Here is a 19,149-nt window from a genome sequence, read left to right as displayed (position 1 = left end):
TTCCTCTATCATATCAAAAAGGAAAGAGAATTTCTATTTCTGATCTTGTTTCTTCACATAACGATAGGTCTTGATTTGGCCTTTACTGACAACTCTGACAACCACTTGCTTACCCTTAACCTCGTAAGTCGTAGTCCCCTGAGAAAAACTAAAAGCACCTGCTTCCTTATCCACCAAGTCCATAGTCATCTCTGCCATGAGACGGCTTTGACTGGCCACTATTTGCGCTTGGTTTTGTCTAGAGCTAGCTACCACCCGTTCCAGATAAACCTGAAGAAGGAGTATAAAAATGCCAGCCATAAAAAGAGCGTAGAGAAGAACGCCTCCCCTAACCTGTTTTTTCAAAAGCATAAACAAAACTCCTTTGTAGTTCATTTTTAAGAGTCACTTGGATGGTAACTATCTGGTTCTTTTGACTTACCTTACTAGATTTGACATCGAAAAGCATTGGTTGATAACCTCGACCATCAGCATTTGTTTTTCGAAAATCAGAGGCACTTGAAAGACCAAAAGCCAAGTCTTGATTATCCTGCTTGACATAGAGTTTGTTCCCCTCTACCTTGACCAACTGACATCCTTCTAATTCTGCCTCCATTTGTTGAACAAATAGAAGCCAATCTTGGTTTTCTTGTTGTCTTACCTGCTTAACATTACTCACAAGTACAGTGGTTAACCCTTGATAAACTTGAACTGAGCCAGCAATGACCAACAAGGCCACTAGACATTCCAAGAGGGTAAAGGCACGCAGCTTACTGCTTAGATACATGAATAATCTCCTTTCCCGATTCATAAACCGTGATACCTTGCTGGCTACGTTTAACTGTCACCGCTATGCCATTCAGCGTTAACTGGTCTTGCTTGGTCTGAACTGCCATTGTTGCCACACTCAAGACCTCTTGTTGATGGAGATTATCAGCCATTAGTCTGCGGTTGGTATTAATTTGTTCCAATATCAGACTGCTGACAAGTACTAAAACAGCCATAGCTACCAGACTTTCAATAAGAATATAACCTCTAAGAGATCGTCTTTTTATATTTACCACTGCCCATGTTAAGCAGATAGGTCACCACCTCCTTATCACTTGAAAAACGAATTTTCGTGAGGCTCGAGTTGCCTCCTTTAGCATCAAACACTAGCGTCTGCCCCTTATCCAGATGAATACTTTTAGGAATAAGCAGACTAGACCTTCCATTACTAACCTTATCCTTAGTTAACTGCAATTCAACATTAGATCCTTCCGCTGATGCCAAGCGCTGACTATCTCGATATAGGTACTCAAAACGCAGATAAAAAAGATTAATCTCGACCTGCTGAAAAATACCTGTGACTGAGCCTGACAAACTCAGAGTGAGAAAGACAACCACTGCTAGTGTCATCAGGCTCTCCAACAAGGTGAAAGCTCTAATTGGCCACTGAGCGGCTTTCACCACCATGTTTCGCATAGTAATCATTGTATGAATCTGCCTGTTTTTGCGTAATTTGACCTTCTGAAACAAGAGCTGCCAAGCTAGCTGTCTTGTTATTCTTCATTTCATAAAGTTCTGCCTGAGAATCCACGACCTTGACTACAGCCGCATTTCCAGTTTCCTTAACGGAATCCTTCTGCTTGCTTAAGTTAGGAACAAAGAGCAAAAGGAGAATACTGATAATGAGAAGTACGACTAGCATTTCAATCAGAGTAAAGGCTCGTAATTTAACGGCATTCAATTTTTTTAACATCAATTTCATGACATCATTCCTTCCATATTTTGATACATTGGTAATAGCATGGCTACATAGATCATTACAATCACAACTGCAACAATAACAAAAATGAGGGGTTGCACAAAGGTTGTTGCCTTATTAAGACGGTTAAAGAAGTTTTGCCAAACCTCCTCGGCATAAACTTCCAACTCATAGCCCAACCTCGCATTGGCCTCCCCATAAGCAATAATTAGTGAGAGCTCCTTAGTAAAAAACGGATGACTGGCAATACGTTCAGGAAAACTCTGTCCCAGCATCAGGGCTTCTTCCAAATCGGCTCCCAGCTCACGGAAGAGTTTAGACTTTTGCTCTTGCATAAGAGCCACCAAATCTAGCAAATCAACGCCTTGACCTAATAAATTTCCCCATTCCCTAGCATAATAGGCGGTCGTGTAAAGCCTTACTGTCTGACCAATAAAAGGGATTTTGGCCATTCGCCTATAAAAAACAAGGGCTGACTGTCGTTTCACCCATAGATAGAGAATTAAACCCAACACAAGGAGTCCACACAAACTCACAAAAAAAAGCTGGGGAAAAATTTGAACCAACTGTACAGCCCAATTATTCTTACCATCACCCTCTAAGAGTTGGGGTAGAAGATAATTTTTAAGTCCTAGCATAATCAGAATCAGAAAACCCAGAAGTAGTATGGGATAAGTCGCCACCTCCATGAGTTTCTTGCGAACCTTTGTCATACGAAGCATATAGGTTTCAATCTTTGTTAGACTCCCTAGAAGATTACCGTGCTTGTCAGCAAGAGAAATCTGAGTAACAATATTGTCCGAAAACCCCACTAACGCTAACATCTGATACAACCTATCACCGCGTATTAAACTCTCTTTCATAAGAGACAAGGATGTTTCTTTCAGCAAGTGACTTCGCTCCAAAAAGGCTACGATTTCAGTTAAGGTAAAACCGGCCTTTAAAAGTTGTTTGAAGAGCTGGATGACCTTAACTTGCTGACTAATCTTTAATTTTTTCCCCTTGGATATCCCTCTCAGTGAGACATCCTTGTTTAACCAAACCTTCCAACTGCTGATTCCAGTTGGTCGACGAATGGTTTTGGAAATTTTCTCTGGCAAAATCAATCACACCTCCTCCCTTGATCAAACGCATGTAGGCAATGCCTTGTAGAGCATTATCCAACTCAGACTTATCTACACCAAGGTCCAAGAGACGTTCGTAAACGCCAGCAATACTCTTAGCATGAATAGTTGAGAGAACAGTTACACCTGTTAGACTAGCTCTAATAACTGCCCGGGCAGTCTCCTTATCCCGAATCTCCCCAATAATCAAAACATCTGGACGGTGACGTAGAGATAGCTTAATCAAACTATCATAGGTCATATCAATCGCCTGATTAACCTGGAGTTGCAAGACATTATCCTGTTTGATTTCAACAGGATCCTCAATAGAAATTACCTGCTGCCCCTTAAAACGCTCCTGAACCAACTCATGCATAAGTGTGGTCTTCCCAGAACCTACGGGACCCGCAAAGAGATACAGTCCTCTATAATCCAAGGCATCCTTAATAGGCTGGATTCCTTGATTCCAATACACTAATTCTCGACGTTCGGAATGTAGGATACGGATAACCAAGCTCTCCAAACCTCGATAGTCTCCAACAGTTGATAAACGCAGAGAAACCAAGTGACCGTCACCACAATCATAGTCACATGAACCCAGTTGACTCCTACGCTTCTCACCCACCATCATTCTCGCCACAAATTTAAAGTGACCAATAAGACTAGCCATGAAATCAGGCCGATATACATCAATCAATCTCCTCTCTTGCCCGACTCGCATATAGAGCTCATAATTATCCTGACGTGGAATGACATAGATGTCTTGAGCCCCACAACTATCAGCATTTTTGATCATTTCCTTAGCAAATTCTGTTACCATAAGGACCTCCTCATAAACCTATTCGTAAAAAGTTTAAGAAAATGAAAAGAAGCCCGAAAAAATTCGAGCTTCTACATTGTTTAACGTTTTATTCTACAATGGGCATGATTTGGAAGGTCATTTTGCTTTTCATATCCCGGACGGTGTTTTTCCTCAGGAATTTCCTGCCAATCATATAAAAGTGCAATCGATCGATAGACCTGCAAGTATTCGTTACACTCCTCACACCAGTGTTTATCCTCTTGGTCCCAAAAAGCAGTCATGACACTACTACGGCTGATGTAACTTGGCAAGATTTCTTCCATGGCAAACCAAAGTTTTTTATAGTACTTTAGGGCATCGTAAAAATTTTCAAATTCCTTAGTACTTATGATATCCTCCTGCCAACCTTCCAAGAACCACCACGGTTCCATATCCCCTTTAATTTCAACTACTTGGTACATTTTTCTTTCTCACTTCATCTTTGGTATCCTTATTATACAAAATTTTCTGGAAAAGATAAAAATTATGGTCTTATGTTTCACATATAGCAAGAATAGAAGCGTTTTTGATGATATAAATACAAAAAGAACCCACATTTGTGAGTTCTTTTGTTTTAGTCTTAGTCTTCAGATGATTCCACAATTGCTTCATCAACAGCAATGTTTTCAATAACTTCAACTTCGTTAACTGCAAGAGGTTCAATGTTACGGTAGCGAGCCATACCTGTACCAGCAGGGATAATCTTACCAATGATAACATTTTCTTTAAGACCAATAAGATGATCTTTCTTACTACGGATAGCTGCATCTGTAAGCACACGTGTCGTTTCTTGGAAGGAAGCCGCTGATAAGAATGAATTTGTTTCAAGTGAGGCTTTAGTAATACCAAGAAGGACTGGACGAGATGTTGCAGGAACACCACCAGAGATAACAATATCCTTGTTAGCATCTGTGAAGTCAGAAATGTCCATAAGTGTACCTGGAAGGAGATCTGTATCACCTGGATCCATAACACGTACTTTACGAAGCATTTGACGAACCATTACTTCGACGTGTTTGTCACCGATTTCTACCCCTTGGCTACGGTAAACTTTTTGCACTTCTGCAAGAAGATAAGTTTCAACTGACAAGGTATCACGTACTTCAAGGAGACGTTTCGGTTGGATTGACCCTTCTGTCAAGGCCTCACCACGGTGTACTTCGTCACCAACTTCTACTTTCATACGAGCTGTAAATGGAACGACATATTCACCCATTCCAGTCTTACCTTGAACGAAGACTTTCTTAGTACGTGTCGCAGCATCTTCTTCGATTTCGATAACAGTACCCTTAACTTCAGTGATAACCGCTTCCCCTTTAGGGTTACGTGCTTCAAAGATTTCCTGGATACGTGGAAGACCCTGTGTGATATCGGTGTTTGAGGCTACCCCACCGGTGTGGAAGGTACGCATGGTAAGCTGTGTACCTGGTTCCCCGATAGATTGGGCAGCGATAGTACCAACTGCTTCACCAACTTCAACCGCATCACCTGTTGCCAAGTTGATACCGTAACAGTGACGACAGACACCGTGACGAGTCTTACATGTAAAGACTGAACGGATAGTTACTTCTTCAACACCAGCATTGACAATAGCTGCAGCCATATCTTCAGTAATCAAAGTATCTGGACCAACGATAACTTCGCCAGTTTCAGGATGTTTAACAGATTTCTTAGTGTAACGACCAAAAAGACGTTCTTCAAGAGTTTCTGTTACTTCTTTACCATCAGTAATGGCACGAATAACAAGACCACGGTCAGTTCCACAATCGTCTTCACGAATGATAACGTCTTGGGCAACGTCAACCAAACGACGAGTAAGGTAACCAGAGTCGGCAGTCTTAAGGGCTGTATCGGTCATACCTTTACGCGCACCGTGAGTAGAGAAGAACATTTCCAAAACGCTCAAACCTTCACGGAAGTTTGAAAGGATAGGCAATTCCATGATACGTCCGTTAGGAGCAGCCATCAAACCACGCATACCGGCAAGTTGAGAGAAGTTAGAGATGTTACCACGAGCTCCTGAGTCCATCATCATAACGATTGGATTCTTAGGATCTTGTGTCTCAATCAGACGTTTTTCAAGTGCATCTTTCGCTTCACGCCATGTTGTTGTAACAGCAACATAACGGTCATCTTCTGTCATCAAACCACGACGGAAAGCTTTGTTAATTTCTTCAACACGGTGGTGAGCAGCATCGATAATTTCTTGTTTGTTATCAATAACTGGGATATCGGCGATACCCACTGTCAATCCAGCAAGTGTTGAGTAGTAGTAACCAAGGTCTTTCAAACGGTCAAGGAAAGCTGATGTTTCAGTTGTACGAAGACGTTTGAAGATTTCAGCAATGATGTTACCAAGATGTTTCTTCTTGAATGGCGCATTAATTTCCAAACTATCGATAACTGTTTGGATATCTTGGCCCGGTTCAAGGAAGTATTTATCTGGTGTACTATCTGTCAAGTTCTCATTTGTTGTTTCTTGAAGATATGGAATTTCTGATGGAATGATTGAGTTGAAGAGAATCTTACCAACAGTTGTTACTAAGATTTTGTGAAGTTGGTTTTCTTTCCAAGGTTTATCAGGCATGCTATCGACTGCAATACCTACACGGCTATGCAAGTGAACATAACCATTATGATAAGCCATAACTGCCTCATCAATATCCTTGAAGATCATACCTTCACCTTCACGGCCTTCATCTTCCATTGTCAAGTAATAGTTACCAAGAACCATATCCTGAGATGGTGTTACGACTGGTTTACCGTCTTTAGGGTTAAGGATGTGTTCTGCCGCAAGAAGGAGCAAACGTGCTTCAGCTTGAGCTTCTTCAGACAATGGAACGTGGATGGCCATTTGGTCACCGTCAAAGTCGGCATTGTAGGCCTCACATACCAATGGGTGAAGACGAAGAGCCTTACCATCAATCAAGACGGGTTCAAAGGCCTGGATACCCAAACGGTGGAGGGTAGGTGCGCGGTTAAGAAGCACTGGGTGTTCCTTGATAACATCTTCAAGAATATCCCAAATACGTTCATCACCACGCTCAACCATACGTTTAGCAGCTTTCACGTTACCTGCGTATTCACGCGCAACGATTTCACGCATAACAAATGGTTTGAAAAGTTCGATGGCCATCAAACGGGGCACACCACATTGATACATTTTAAGTGTTGGACCAACGGCAATAACGGAACGGCCAGAGAAGTCGACACGTTTACCAAGCAAGTTTTGACGGAAACGACCTTGTTTACCTTTAAGCATGTGGCTCAAAGATTTAAGTGGACGACTACCTGGTCCAGTAATTGGACGACCACGACGTCCATTATCAATAAGAGCGTCTACCGCTTCTTGCAACATACGTTTTTCGTTTTGCACGATGATACCTGGAGCACCCAACTCAAGCAAACGAGCCAAACGGTTGTTACGGTTGATAACACGACGGTAGAGGTCGTTCAAGTCAGATGCTGCAAAACGTCCACCGTCCAATTGAACCATCGGACGAAGATCTGGTGGCAATACTGGCAATATGTTAAGCACCATCCATTCTGGTTTATTACCAGACTTGTAAAAGGCATCAAGAACGTCCAAACGACGAACTGCTTTAAAACGTTTTTGACCAGTTGCTGTCTTCAACTCTTCTTTGAGTTCAGCAATTTCGGCTTCCAAATCTACTTGTTTCAAGAGATCTTGGATAGCTTCTGCACCCATTTTAGCGACAAATGAACCCTGACCATACTCTTGCAATTTTTCACGATATTCACGTTCAGTCAAGAGAGATTTTCGCTCAAGCGGTGTTTCCTTTGGATCGATAACCACGTAAGCTGCGAAGTAAATAACTTCTTCAAGTGCACGAGGACTCATATCCAAAGTCAATCCCATACGAGAAGGGATTCCCTTGAAGTACCAGATATGTGATACTGGTGCTTTCAACTCGATGTGACCCATACGTTCGCGACGAACCTTAGCACGTGTTACTTCAACACCACAGCGGTCACAAACGATCCCTTTATAACGGATACGTTTGTATTTCCCACACGCACATTCCCAGTCTTTAGTAGGACCAAAGATCACTTCGTCGAACAGACCTTCACGTTCTGGTTTGAGCGTACGGTAGTTGATTGTTTCAGGTTTCTTAACCTCACCGTAAGACCATGAACGGACCTTAGTTGGTGAAGCTAGTGTAATTTGCATACTTTTAAATCGATTTACGTCAACCACTAGTATTACCTTTCTTTTGTTCTATTGACAATAGCAGCGCTATTTTCACCTTTATCAGCTACCTTAGCAGAGAAATTTAACTCCCTCTCTAAAGCTTATTTTATTCTGTTTTATCTAAAGCTTCTTCTTTAGCTTTTTCTAATTCAGCAGCTTCTTTGGCTTGTTGTACACGTGCTTTTTCAAGATCATCAACGTGCATGACGTCATCATCTTCACCTTCATCAAGATCACGCAATTCAACTTCATAGTCATCCTCATCAAGAACACGCATATCAAGACCAAGTGATTGCAATTCTTTAACGAGCACTCGGAATGATTCTGGTACACCTGGTTTTGGAATTGGTTTTCCTTTAGTGATAGCTTCATAGGCTTTCAAACGTCCGTTAACGTCATCTGACTTGTAAGTCAAGATTTCTTGAAGAATGTTTGAAGCACCATAAGCTTCAAGAGCCCAAACCTCCATCTCACCGAAACGTTGTCCACCAAATTGTGCTTTACCACCAAGAGGTTGTTGGGTAACGAGTGAGTAAGGACCTACCGAACGAGCGTGAAGTTTATCATCAACCATGTGGTGAAGTTTGATCATGTACATGACACCAACTGACACACGGTTATCAAATGGCTCTCCTGTACGTCCATCGTAAAGGATTGTCTTAGCATCACTATCCATACCAGCTTCACGAACAGTATCCCAGAGATCTTCTGAGCTTGCCCCATCAAAGACTGGTGTTGCGATGTAGATACCCAAGTTACGAGCAGCCATACCAAGGTGAAGTTCCATAACCTGACCAATATTCATACGTGATGGTACCCCAAGAGGGTTCAACATGATGTCAACTGGTGTACCGTCTGGAAGGTAAGGCATGTCTTCAACAGGAACAATACGAGAAACAACCCCTTTGTTACCGTGACGACCAGCCATCTTATCTCCGACCTTGATTTTACGTTTTTGAGCGATGTAAACACGAACAAGCATGTTAACACCTGATTGCAATTCATCACCGTTTGCACGTGTAAAGATTTTAACATCACGAACGACACCATCACCACCATGAGGTACACGGAGTGATGTATCACGTACTTCACGAGATTTATCACCAAAGATAGCATGGAGAAGACGTTCTTCAGCAGAAAGGTCTTTTTCACCCTTAGGTGTTACCTTACCAACAAGAATATCACCTTCTTTAACCTCAGCACCGATACGGATAATACCCATTTCGTCAAGGTTTTTAAGGGCTTCTTCACTAACGTTTGGCAATTCACGTGTGATTTCTTCAGGTCCAAGCTTTGTATCACGTGTTTCTGATTCGAATTCTTCCAAGTGAACAGATGTATAAACTTCGTCTTTCACTAGGCGTTCACTCATGATAACAGCATCCTCGAAGTTGTAACCTTCCCATGTCATGTATGCGACAATAGGGTTTTGACCGAGGGCCATTTCTCCACCTTCCATAGATGGACCATCAGCGATAAAATCTCCTTTTTCGACAATATCACCAACCTTAACCAAAGTACGTTGGTTATACGCAGTACCTGAGTTTGAACGACGGAATTTTTGAATAGTATAGACGTCAAGAGAACCATCTTCACGACGAACTTCAACCTTATCGGCATCAGAATAGACAACTTTACCATCATGTTTAGCGATAACTGCAGCACCTGAATCGTGGGCAGCTTGATATTCCATACCAGTACCAACAAATGGTGCTTTTGGATCAATCAATGGCACAGCTTGACGTTGCATGTTGGCACCCATGAGGGCACGGTTAGAGTCATCGTTTTCCAAGAAAGGAATACATGCTGTCGCAACGGCAACTACCTGTTTAGGAGAAACATCCACGAAATCTACAAGGTGTGATGGGTACTCTTGGTTAACACCTTGGTGACGACCCATGACAATTTCTTCTGCAAATGTTCCATCTTCGTTCAATTTAGAGTTAGCCTGAGCAACTATGTACTCATCTTCTTCGTCGGCAGTCAACCAAACCACTTCGTTTGTTACTTTACCAGTTGCACGGTCAACCTTACGATATGGTGTTTGAATGAAACCGTACTTGTTAAGGCGTCCGTATGTAGACAAGTTATTGATCAAACCAATGTTAGGTCCTTCAGGTGTTTCAATTGGACACATACGACCGTAGTGCGTGTAATGCACGTCACGAACTTCATATCCGGCACGGTCACGTGTCAAACCACCAGGTCCCAAGGCTGACAAACGACGTTTGTGTGACAACTCTGACAATGGGTTGTGCTGGTCCATGAACTGTGACAACTGTGAAGAACCGAAGAATTCTTTAACAGCTGCAGTTACAGGACGAATATTGATGATTTGTTGTGGTGTCAAGGCTTCATTATCTTGAACTGACATACGTTCACGCACGTTTCGTTCCATACGAGCCAAACCAATACGGAATTGGTTAGCAAGCAATTCACCAACGGCACGGATACGACGGTTACCAAGGTGGTCGATATCATCTACTTTACCGATACCTTCAGCAAGGTTGAGGAAGTAGCTCATTTCAGCCAAGATATCCGCTGTTGTCAAAGCATGAACTTTATCATCTGGATTGGCATTACCAACAATTGTAACCACACGATCTGGATCATTTGGTGCAACGACCTTGAATTTTTGAAGAACAACAGGTTCTGTAACCACTGCATAATCGTTTGGTGTGTATACAAATTTGTTCAAATCACCGTCCAAGTGTTCTGCGATTGAATCAATCACATCACGTGTCATTTCAGTCCCAGCTTCAACAAGGATTTCACCTGTTTCAGGATCTACCAAGTTTTCAGCAATTGTTTGTCCCAAAAGACGTGTCTTGATGTTAAGTTTTTTGTTAAGTTTGTAACGACCAACAGCAGCCAAGTCGTAACGACGTGGATCAAAGAAACGAGCTACAAGCAAGCTACGTGAGCTGTCAGCAGTTTTTGGTTCACCTGGACGAAGTCTTTCATAAATTTCTTTAAGCGCTTCATCAGTACGTGAATCTGCTGGATTTTTGTGGATATCTTTTTCAATAGTGTTACGAACCAACTCGCTATCACCAAAGATATCAACAATTTCGTCATCACCTGAGAATCCAAGTGCACGCACAAGCGTTGTAAATGGAATCTTACGCGTACGGTCGATACGAGTGTAGGCGATGTCTTTTGAATCAGTTTCAAGCTCAAGCCATGCCCCACGGTTAGGAATAACTGTTGATCCGTAACCCACTTTACCGTTTTTATCGACCTTATCGTTAAAGTAAACACCAGGTGAGCGCACCAACTGAGAAACGATAATACGTTCACCACCATTGATGATAAAAGTACCCATCTCAGTCATAATTGGGAAATCTCCGAAGAAGACTTCCTGAGTTTTAATTTCACCAGTTTCTTTGTTAATAAGACGGAAAGTCACAAAGATTGGTGCTGAGTATGATGCATCATGGATACGAGCTTCTTCAAGTGTATACTTAGGTTCCTTCAATTCGTAACCAACAAATTCCAATTCCATGGTGTCTGTGAAGTTTGAAATAGGAAGTACATCCTCAAAAACCTCTTTAAGACCAGTATCTAAGAATTCTTTGAATGAATCCGTTTGGATTTCAATCAAGTTTGGTAAATCAAGAACTTCTTTGATTCTTGAAAAACTACGACGGGTACGATGCTTCCCGTATTGAACGTCATGTCCTGCCAAGTCTTCTACTCCTTTTCTACATTCGAGACCTGCTTTGCAAGTCGTGCACTTTAAATATTTGTCTCCTGCCTTTTTTGGTTGCTTGTCCCGATAACAAGTGATTAGATATTAACATCGACTTATCGGATTAACGATAAGCGATAACTTTAATATGTGAATTTTTAGAACTTTTAAATATTCATTACAAAATCCAAAAACCCTAAAAATAAGCACAAAAATAGCAGCTAAATCTGACCGAAAAAACGTTGATTTAACTGCTGTATCTCTTGATTGGACAATATTTCAATCAAATAAGACGACAAATAGTTGTCTATATTGTACCTAAATTTTAACTATTTTGCAAGTATTATTTGAGACAGCCTAATGTTCTCCAAGAATACTAGACCAAGCTTTTTGGTAGTCACTATCCGTTCCACCAATGGCAAACTTGTAGATTGTATCGCCAGGTCCATTTTTAGCCCAATAACTATCAACCATTTCACCACTTACGGAGACATTACGGCCATTGACCGATACCGTTGCTGGCTTAAGGCCTGTCGACTTGAGCACACTTGCCTTAATGGCGCTTGAATCTATATTAAACTTATCTCCCGTTTTGAAAATACCTGGATTAGCATTATAGATGGCTGAAGTCAAACGAGCCATATATTGGGCATTGTAAGTGTAACCCATTTTAGAATTGGTAGGTGCATTGTCATCATAACCAGCCCAACCCCCAAGGGTAATGCCAGGCGTCGACACAACCAACCAAGCATCAGCAAAGTTATCAGTCGTCCCTGTTTTACCCATCCAGTCAGCTGAGGCCGCTGCACCATTGACATTTTTCAACTCCGAATAAAATTGGGTTGTCGCTCCCTTAACCACAACTTCTTTAAGTAAGTTATCCATAATGCTAGCCGTAGCCCTTGTAAAGACCTGAACCCCTTTAGATTTATGTTGATAAATAACCTCACCAGTGCTATCAGTAATACTATCAATCATATAACCTTTTTCATAAACACCGCCATTTGAAAGCATTTGATAGGCGTTTACCTGCTGAGCAACAGTAGTTTCAATCCCACCACCAAGGGGCAGACTCTCAATATTGTAGTTAGCAATCTTATAACCCATCTTGGTCATATAGCCCTCAACGTCAACATCATGATGTTGAAGCATTTGATAGGTCCAAAAGGCAGGAATATTCCACGACATATTAAGCGCCTCTTGCAAATTCATCATGGCCGTTCCCTTATCGCCATCATGAAGAATCGGTGTCCCACCTGTAAAATTAGTTGGATAATTTGAAAGGATACTTGAGCTACCCATTAAACCTTGGTCAATGGCAATTCCATAAGCAATAATAGGCTTAATAGAAGATCCAGGAGAACGAGCAGTATCAAAGGCATGGTTATTCTGGTTATTCTCATAATTACGACCACCAACAAATCCTAAAATCGCTCCAGTCGCATTGTCCATGAGTACATTTCCAACTTCGACCCCGTTATTTCCACCCTGATCAAGTAGATCTCCATATTGGTTCGCAGTATCTTGCATCGCATGGTAGACAGCATTGTCAATTGTTGTCTTAACATGATAACCACCTGTTTGTAGCTCTCGGAGAGCCATCTCACGGTAGGCTTCCTTTGTCTTATCATTTTTCAAATCTTGACTTGATACCTTGTCACGCTTCACCAAATAATCATACATGATATCTTGAGCTTCAGACATGACTGAATAGTACAAATAGTCATGACTGACAGCATCTGGATTCTCACCAGCCTTGAAATCTTTAGTAACGTCATAACTCTTATAACTTTCGTATTGTGACTTATCTAGGTAACCGCCTCGATAGAGATTGTAGAGCACATCTTTCTGACGTGCCAAGCCATAGGAAAGATCTTTTTCATTTTTTAGTTGACCATCCGCAGTATAGGGTGAATAGACAATCGGGCTCTGTGGTAAACCTGCCAGATAAGCTGCCTGAGGAACTGTCAAATCTGCAGCAGAGACCCCAAAGATCCCTTGTGCAGCCTCTTCGATACCAGCAATATTTTTCCCCTTGTTGTTACGACCAAAAGGAGAAACATTCAGATAATCAGTTAAAATTTCATTTTTCGAAGCATGACGTTCCAGTTGTAGTGCATAGATAATCTCTGCCGCTTTACGTTTAAATGTTGGAGTATCTCCTGTAACCTGTTGTTTTATCAACTGCTGTGTTAGGGTTGAACCACCACTAGAGGAACCTACCCCCAAGACTGAAGATACCAAGGCTCTAAAGACAGCTTTTGGTACAACCCCCTTATGCTTATTGAAATTTTCATCCTCAGTAGCAATAATGGCATTTTTAACATTATTAGAAATTGCATCACTTTCAATAGGAGTTCTAAGCAGGTCCGTATCAATATCAGCAATCTTTTTAGAATCAGAATAACTCATCGAAGACACCAAACTAACCTCGCCAATCTGATTCAACAAGGTTTTATCCTTAATCAATGGAACAGACTGTATCTGACTGCCCAGATAACCCAAGCCAAGCCCAGCACCAAACAAGGTTAAGACGATAATGACCACATAAAAGAAATCAGACAAGAGCTTTAATGTCTTTAAAAAAACATCAGCCATGTCTAAGACTGTTACTCTGTCTTCAGGCGACTTCTCCGCTTTCTTACGATTCCACTTAGATTTAATTCCAACCTTCCTTGCTTTCAAAGATTTATCTCTTTTTTTAAAATTGAGGCCGGCAAACTTTTCACGAAAAACCTTCCCTAACCGTCTAAAATAATTTATTATTTTTTCAAAATTCATAGAAATACCTCAAGGCCTATTATAGCAAACTTTGACAAAGCTTGCATAGGGTTGCTTTCTTTTGGTATAATGGTGCAGAATATACTTTACTGGAGAATATCATGACAATTTTTGAAGAACTAAAAGCACGTGGCTTGATTTTTCAAACCACAGATGAAGAAGCCCTTGTAAAAGCCTTTGAAGAAGGGCCAGTCTCATTCTACACCGGTTATGACCCAACAGCAGACAGTCTCCACCTTGGACACCTCGTCGCTATCCTTACTAGTCGTCGCCTTCAATTGGCTGGCCACAAACCTTACGCCCTCGTTGGGGGTGCGACAGGTTTGATTGGTGACCCATCATTTAAAGATGCTGAGCGTAGCCTCCAAACCAAAGAAACCGTTGAAGGTTGGGTAGAAAAAATCCAAGGCCAACTCTCTCGCTTCCTTGATTTTGAAAATGGTGATAACAAAGCCGTTATGGTCAACAACTATGACTGGTTTGGTTCAGTTAGTTTCATCGATTTCTTGCGTGATGTCGGTAAATACTTCACAGTTAACTACATGATGAGCAAGGAATCTGTTAAGAAACGTATCGAAACAGGTATCTCTTACACTGAGTTCGCTTACCAAATTATGCAAGGTTACGACTTCTATGAACTCAATGCTAAATATGGCGTAACCCTACAAATTGGTGGTTCTGACCAATGGGGTAACATGACAGCAGGTACTGAGCTCTTGCGTCGTAAAGCGGACAAATCTGGACACGTAATCACAGTTCCACTTATCACAGATTCAACTGGTAAAAAATTCGGCAAATCTGAAGGCAACGCTGTCTGGCTTGACGCTACTAAGACAACACCTTACGAAATGTACCAATTCTGGCTTAACGTTATGGACGATGATGCCGTTCGTTTCTTGAAAATTTTCACTTTCTTGTCACTTGAAGAAATCGAAGAAATCGGTAAAGAATTTGACCAAGCTCGTCACCAACGTTTAGCACAAAAGGTTCTGGCTCGCGAAGTTGTTACTTTGGTTCACGGTAAAGAAGCCTATGAACAAGCTGTTCACATCACCGAACAACTCTTCGCTGGTAACATTAAAGCCCTCTCAGCACGTGACCTTAAAGTTGCCCTCAATGGTGTTCCAACCTATGAGATTTCAGCAGATGAAAATCTTAACATTGTTGAACTTCTCGTCAATGCTAAAATTTCACCATCTAAACGTCAAGCACGTGAAGACGTGCAAAACGGTGCTATCTATATCAACGGTGAACGCGTGCAAGACTTGGATTACACTCTTTCAGATACCGATAAGATTGACAATGAAATCACTGTTATCCGTCGCGGTAAGAAGAAAAACTTTGTTTTAACTTACTAATTTATGACCATTCTCACTCCCTAGTGGAGTGAATTTTTTTACACACAAAGCCATAAGCTTAACACCTAACCACTTTCTTAAGAACACAAAAAACCAGCACTAGGCTGGTTTTTGAGACTATCACATTAGTTATAGATTTTGAATGCATCATCGTCGTTTTGACCAACGAATGGCATTGCTTTACGCAATTCAGCACCAACTTTTTCGATTTCAAGGTTAGCAGCTTCTTCACGGTAAGCAGTAAGTTTTGGACGTCCAGCTTTATAGTCGTTAACGAAGTCATTAGCGAATTTACCATTTTGGATATCAGCAAGAACTGCTTTCATGTTTTCTTTAACTTGTTCAGTGATAACACGTGGACCTGATACATAGTCACCGAATTCAGCAGTGTTAGAAATTGATTGACGCATTTTCTTGAATCCACCTTCGTAAATCAAGTCAACGATTAATTTCATTTCGTGAAGTACTTCAAAGTAAGCCAATTCTGGTGCATATCCAGCTTCAGTCAAGACTTCAAAACCAGTTTCGATAAGGGCAGTCAAACCACCACAAAGAACTGCTTGTTCACCAAACAAATCTTCTTCAGTTTCTTCTTTGTATGTTGTTTCAAGAAGACCTACACGTGCTGCACCAATACCTTTACACCAGTCCATAGCGATGTCTTTAGCGTTACCTGTGGCATCTTGGTATACTGCGTAAAGGGCAGGTACACCAAAACCTTCTTCAAATGTACGACGTACCAAGTGACCTGGTCCTTTAGGTGCACACATAAATACATCAACATCTGCTGGTACTTTAATAAATTCAAAGTGGATGTTGAAACCGTGAGCAAAACCAACAGCGTTACCAGCTTCAAGATTTGGAGCGATTTCTGCTTCGTAAAGTTCTTGTTGGATTTCGTCTGGAGCCAAAATCATGATAACATCAGCCAATTTAGTTGCTTCTGCTACTGTGTAAGTATCAAAACCATCTTCTTTAGCTTTATCAAATGATTTACCTGGACGAACACCGATGATAACATCGTGACCTGTATCACGCAAGTTTTGTGAGTGAGCGTGACCTTGTGAACCGTAACCAATAACGGCGATTTTTTTACCATCAAGTGCTGGTACTTTTACGTCTTTTTCATATTCCATTTGAACTGCCATAGTAGTATATCTCTTTTCTAAAATAATATTTAATTGCCTTTTTAAGGCTAGGTTAACAAATTTATAATGGATTTTTTAATCACGGGTAAATCCAGTAGCACCCGTACGAGCAACATTCTTGATACCGTAAGGTCGAATAACTCGTAGAAGCGCCTCACTCTTTTCAGCATCTCCAGTCATCTGGATAGTAATAGAGCTTGGTGCAACATCCACCACCGAAGCACGGAAAGGTTGAATGATTGCCAAGATTTCAGCACGTTTAGAAGTTGGTGCCGACACCTTAACCAAGATAACCTCACGTTCCAAGTGGGGTACATCAGTGATGTCACGAATGCGAATCACATCAATCTGACGATTAAGCTGTTTAATAATCTGCTCAACCTCATTATGAGAATTCACATCAATGATAATTGTAATACGTGAAACATCAGGATTTTCCGTTGCTCCAACGGAAATACTCTCAATATTGACCTGACGGCGTGAAAGCGCTCCAGTGAAACGGTTAAGAACACCTGATCGGTTCTGAAGTTTAGCTGTTAACATTCTACGCATTGAACTTCACCCCCAACATTTCATGATTACTTTTACCAGCTGGAACGATTGGCAAAACATGCTCTTTACGAGAAATATCAACCTCGATGAACATTGGCACATCCTCTTTGATAACTTCCAAATCCTGATCAATCGTTTCTGGATTATCAAACTTATAAGACTTAATCCCATAAGCTTGAGCCATCAGTTGAAAATCAGGGAGAGCATTAAAGACAGACTCTGATGTACGCCCTTCGTAGAAGGACTCTTGCCATTGACGTACCATACCAAGTGAGTGGTTATTCAACATAACAACCTTGATTGACACCTTGTAAATATTTAAAATAGCCAATTCTTGGTTCGTCATTTGGAAACCACCATCACCAACAAAGAGGATAACTTCTTTATCAGGATTAGCAATTTTAGCACCAATTGCTGCTGGAACACCAAATCCCATAGTTCCAAGGCCACCTGATGTCACCAATTGACGCTCATTTTGATATGGATAATACTGAGCTGTCCACATTTGATGTTGCCCAACGTCAGTGACAACAACTGCATCACCATCGGTCAATTCACCGATACGCTCGATAACCGCCTGAGGCTGTACCATACGTTCTTTCTTATCGTAAGAACGTACACGCTCTTTATCTTTTTTGACTTTTTCAATCCATTTTTCAGTGTTATTCTTAACCACTGGTTCTGCTAAGAGCATTTCAAGAGCTTGCTTGGCATCACCAACAACTGGCAAATCTACCGCAATAATCTTGCCAATCTCAGCCGGATCCACATCAATATGAACAACCTTTGCATTCTTAGCAAATGTTTTTGGATTACCTGTCAAGCGGTCATCAAAACGACAACCTATGGCAATCATAAAGTCAGCATCAGTCATAGCAATATTAGCTGCATACGAACCGTGCATACCACCCATACCCAAAAAGAGGGGATGACTAGTAGCAATTGTTCCCTGACCTAGAAGACTTGTAACAACAGGAATTTGGTAGCGTTCTGCAAAAGCAACTAGCTCCTTAGCAGATTCAGAATAAGCCACTCCACCTCCAGCTACAATAACCGGCTTCTTAGCTTTACCCAACTGTTTCAAGATTTTATTAATTTGCATCTCGTTTGGTCTTAGCGTCGGTTGGTAACTTGGAAGATTGATTTCAGGATCGTTGATGAAGGTAGTTTCCTTAGCTACAACATCTTTTGGAAGGTCTATAACAACCGGACCAGGACGTCCTGTCGTTGCGATATGAACCGCTTCTCGAATAATACGAGGAATATCAGCCGTATCACGAATCTGGTAGTTGTATTTGGTAATTGGAATGGTAATTCCGACAATGTCAGCTTCTTGGAAGGCATCCTTACCAATACCTGATGTTGCTACCTGACCCGTAAAGACCAGAAGAGGTACACTATCACTCATAGCATCTGCAATCCCAGTAATAGCATTCGTTGCACCGGGACCACTCGTTACAAGAGCAACACCAAGTTTCCCAGTTGATTTAGCATAACCTTCAGCTTCATGCAGGCTTCCTTGCTCATGACGAGACAAAATATGATTAATCTCTTCATTTTTGTAAATAGCATCATACAAAGGAAGAACCGCTCCGCCAGGATACCCAAAAATGGTTGAAATCCCAAGTTCGAGAAGTGTATCAAGAATCAAATCAGCACCAGAGCGTGCTTCTTCAAGTTCAATTTTCTCCACATGGACCTCCTTTAGCAATTGTTTTTTTCAAATTATCTAAAAA

General features: G+C 41.3%; 15 protein-coding genes. 1 reads left to right on the top strand and 14 read right to left on the bottom strand.

Annotation, left to right across the window (positions count from 1 at the left end; all coding sequences use genetic code 11):
* Window positions 1–33 precede the first annotated feature (33 nt).
* From comGG to pbp1b, 11 genes are all read right to left on the bottom strand, one after another.
* On the bottom strand, window positions 34–351 hold the full coding sequence (comGG, locus tag MHH90_RS00930; protein ID WP_011681685.1) for a competence type IV pilus minor pilin ComGG: 318 nt from the start codon (window positions 349–351) through the stop codon (window positions 34–36).
* A complete protein-coding gene (comGF, locus tag MHH90_RS00925) occupies window positions 329–766 on the bottom strand; it encodes a competence type IV pilus minor pilin ComGF (protein WP_011681686.1) in 438 nt (145 codons plus the stop codon). Before comGF ends, comGG begins: the two co-directional genes overlap by 23 nt.
* The gene (gene comGE, locus MHH90_RS00920; RefSeq protein WP_011226625.1) at window positions 750–1,043 is read right to left on the bottom strand and encodes a competence type IV pilus minor pilin ComGE; all 294 of its coding nucleotides are present in this window, start codon (window positions 1,041–1,043) and stop codon (window positions 750–752) included. The genes comGF and comGE overlap by 17 nt, the downstream gene beginning before the upstream one ends.
* The gene (gene comGD / locus MHH90_RS00915; protein WP_011226626.1) at window positions 1,015–1,443 is read right to left on the bottom strand and encodes a competence type IV pilus minor pilin ComGD; all 429 of its coding nucleotides are present in this window, start codon (window positions 1,441–1,443) and stop codon (window positions 1,015–1,017) included. Before comGD ends, comGE begins: the two co-directional genes overlap by 29 nt.
* Window positions 1,403–1,729 carry a competence type IV pilus major pilin ComGC gene (gene comGC, locus MHH90_RS00910; RefSeq protein ID WP_002946126.1) on the bottom strand — a complete coding sequence of 109 codons (327 nt, stop codon included), beginning with the start codon at window positions 1,727–1,729 and terminating at the stop codon, window positions 1,403–1,405. Before comGC ends, comGD begins: the two co-directional genes overlap by 41 nt.
* Window positions 1,726–2,826: a competence type IV pilus assembly protein ComGB gene (gene comGB / locus MHH90_RS00905; RefSeq protein ID WP_120764773.1), complete on the bottom strand. Its 1,101-nt coding sequence runs from the start codon at window positions 2,824–2,826 to the stop codon at window positions 1,726–1,728. Before comGB ends, comGC begins: the two co-directional genes overlap by 4 nt.
* Window positions 2,708–3,649 (bottom strand): competence type IV pilus ATPase ComGA, encoded by a 942-nt coding sequence (comGA, locus tag MHH90_RS00900; RefSeq protein WP_014608745.1) that lies wholly within the window; start codon window positions 3,647–3,649, stop codon window positions 2,708–2,710. The genes comGB and comGA overlap by 119 nt, the downstream gene beginning before the upstream one ends.
* A gap of 80 nt (window positions 3,650–3,729) precedes the next feature.
* Window positions 3,730–4,092 (bottom strand): DUF1033 family protein, encoded by a 363-nt coding sequence (locus tag MHH90_RS00895; protein WP_014608746.1) that lies wholly within the window; start codon window positions 4,090–4,092, stop codon window positions 3,730–3,732.
* A gap of 158 nt (window positions 4,093–4,250) precedes the next feature.
* Window positions 4,251–7,889 carry a DNA-directed RNA polymerase subunit beta' gene (rpoC, locus tag MHH90_RS00890; RefSeq protein WP_340725739.1) on the bottom strand — a complete coding sequence of 1,213 codons (3,639 nt, stop codon included), beginning with the start codon at window positions 7,887–7,889 and terminating at the stop codon, window positions 4,251–4,253.
* A 100-nt stretch (window positions 7,890–7,989) separates the two neighbouring features.
* Complete coding sequence (rpoB, locus tag MHH90_RS00885; RefSeq protein ID WP_340725738.1) at window positions 7,990–11,571, bottom strand: DNA-directed RNA polymerase subunit beta; 3,582 nt, start codon at window positions 11,569–11,571, stop codon at window positions 7,990–7,992.
* Window positions 11,572–11,931: 360 nt separating this feature from the next.
* Window positions 11,932–14,355, bottom strand: a complete 2,424-nt coding sequence (gene pbp1b, locus MHH90_RS00880) for a penicillin-binding protein PBP1B (protein ID WP_340725737.1) — start codon at window positions 14,353–14,355, stop codon at window positions 11,932–11,934.
* A gap of 101 nt (window positions 14,356–14,456) precedes the next feature.
* Here pbp1b and tyrS point away from each other — a divergent pair, with 101 nt between their 5' ends.
* A complete protein-coding gene (gene tyrS, locus MHH90_RS00875) occupies window positions 14,457–15,713 on the top strand; it encodes a tyrosine--tRNA ligase (RefSeq protein WP_084829139.1) in 1,257 nt (418 codons plus the stop codon).
* 125 nt (window positions 15,714–15,838) lie between these two features.
* Here tyrS and ilvC read toward each other — a convergent pair whose 3' ends face one another.
* The 3 genes from ilvC to MHH90_RS00860 form a co-directional block, all read right to left on the bottom strand.
* Entirely contained in the window at window positions 15,839–16,861 is a 1,023-nt protein-coding gene (ilvC, locus tag MHH90_RS00870) for a ketol-acid reductoisomerase (RefSeq protein ID WP_002952054.1), read from the bottom strand.
* Window positions 16,862–16,936: 75 nt separating this feature from the next.
* Entirely contained in the window at window positions 16,937–17,413 is a 477-nt protein-coding gene (gene ilvN, locus MHH90_RS00865; protein ID WP_084829140.1) for an acetolactate synthase small subunit, read from the bottom strand.
* On the bottom strand, window positions 17,406–19,106 hold the full coding sequence (locus MHH90_RS00860) for an acetolactate synthase large subunit (RefSeq protein WP_011681694.1): 1,701 nt from the start codon (window positions 19,104–19,106) through the stop codon (window positions 17,406–17,408). The genes ilvN and MHH90_RS00860 overlap by 8 nt, the downstream gene beginning before the upstream one ends.
* Window positions 19,107–19,149 lie beyond the last annotated feature (43 nt).

This window comes from Streptococcus sp. FSL E2-3488 (assembly GCF_038003585.1).
GTDB lineage: Bacteria > Bacillota > Bacilli > Lactobacillales > Streptococcaceae > Streptococcus > Streptococcus thermophilus.
Note: the sequence above shows the minus strand (reverse complement) of the source record. Positions and strands in the feature narration are given on the sequence as shown.

Bases quoted from the DNA above. Each gene is read 5' to 3' on its own strand.
- comGA (WP_014608745.1), bottom strand. From the start codon at position 3,649: ATGGTAACAGAATTTGCTAAGGAAATGATCAAAAATGCTGATAGTTGT.
- ilvN (WP_084829140.1), bottom strand. From the start codon at position 17,413: ATGCGTAGAATGTTAACAGCTAAACTTCAGAACCGATCAGGTGTTCTT.
- comGC (WP_002946126.1), bottom strand. From the start codon at position 1,729: ATGAAATTGATGTTAAAAAAATTGAATGCCGTTAAATTACGAGCCTTT.
- pbp1b (WP_340725737.1), bottom strand. From the start codon at position 14,355: ATGAATTTTGAAAAAATAATAAATTATTTTAGACGGTTAGGGAAGGTT.
- MHH90_RS00895 (WP_014608746.1), bottom strand. From the start codon at position 4,092: ATGTACCAAGTAGTTGAAATTAAAGGGGATATGGAACCGTGGTGGTTC.
- ilvC (WP_002952054.1), bottom strand. From the start codon at position 16,861: ATGGCAGTTCAAATGGAATATGAAAAAGACGTAAAAGTACCAGCACTT.
- tyrS (WP_084829139.1), top strand. From the start codon at position 14,457: ATGACAATTTTTGAAGAACTAAAAGCACGTGGCTTGATTTTTCAAACC.
- comGG (WP_011681685.1), bottom strand. From the start codon at position 351: ATGCTTTTGAAAAAACAGGTTAGGGGAGGCGTTCTTCTCTACGCTCTT.
- comGF (WP_011681686.1), bottom strand. From the start codon at position 766: ATGTATCTAAGCAGTAAGCTGCGTGCCTTTACCCTCTTGGAATGTCTA.
- comGD (WP_011226626.1), bottom strand. From the start codon at position 1,443: ATGCGAAACATGGTGGTGAAAGCCGCTCAGTGGCCAATTAGAGCTTTC.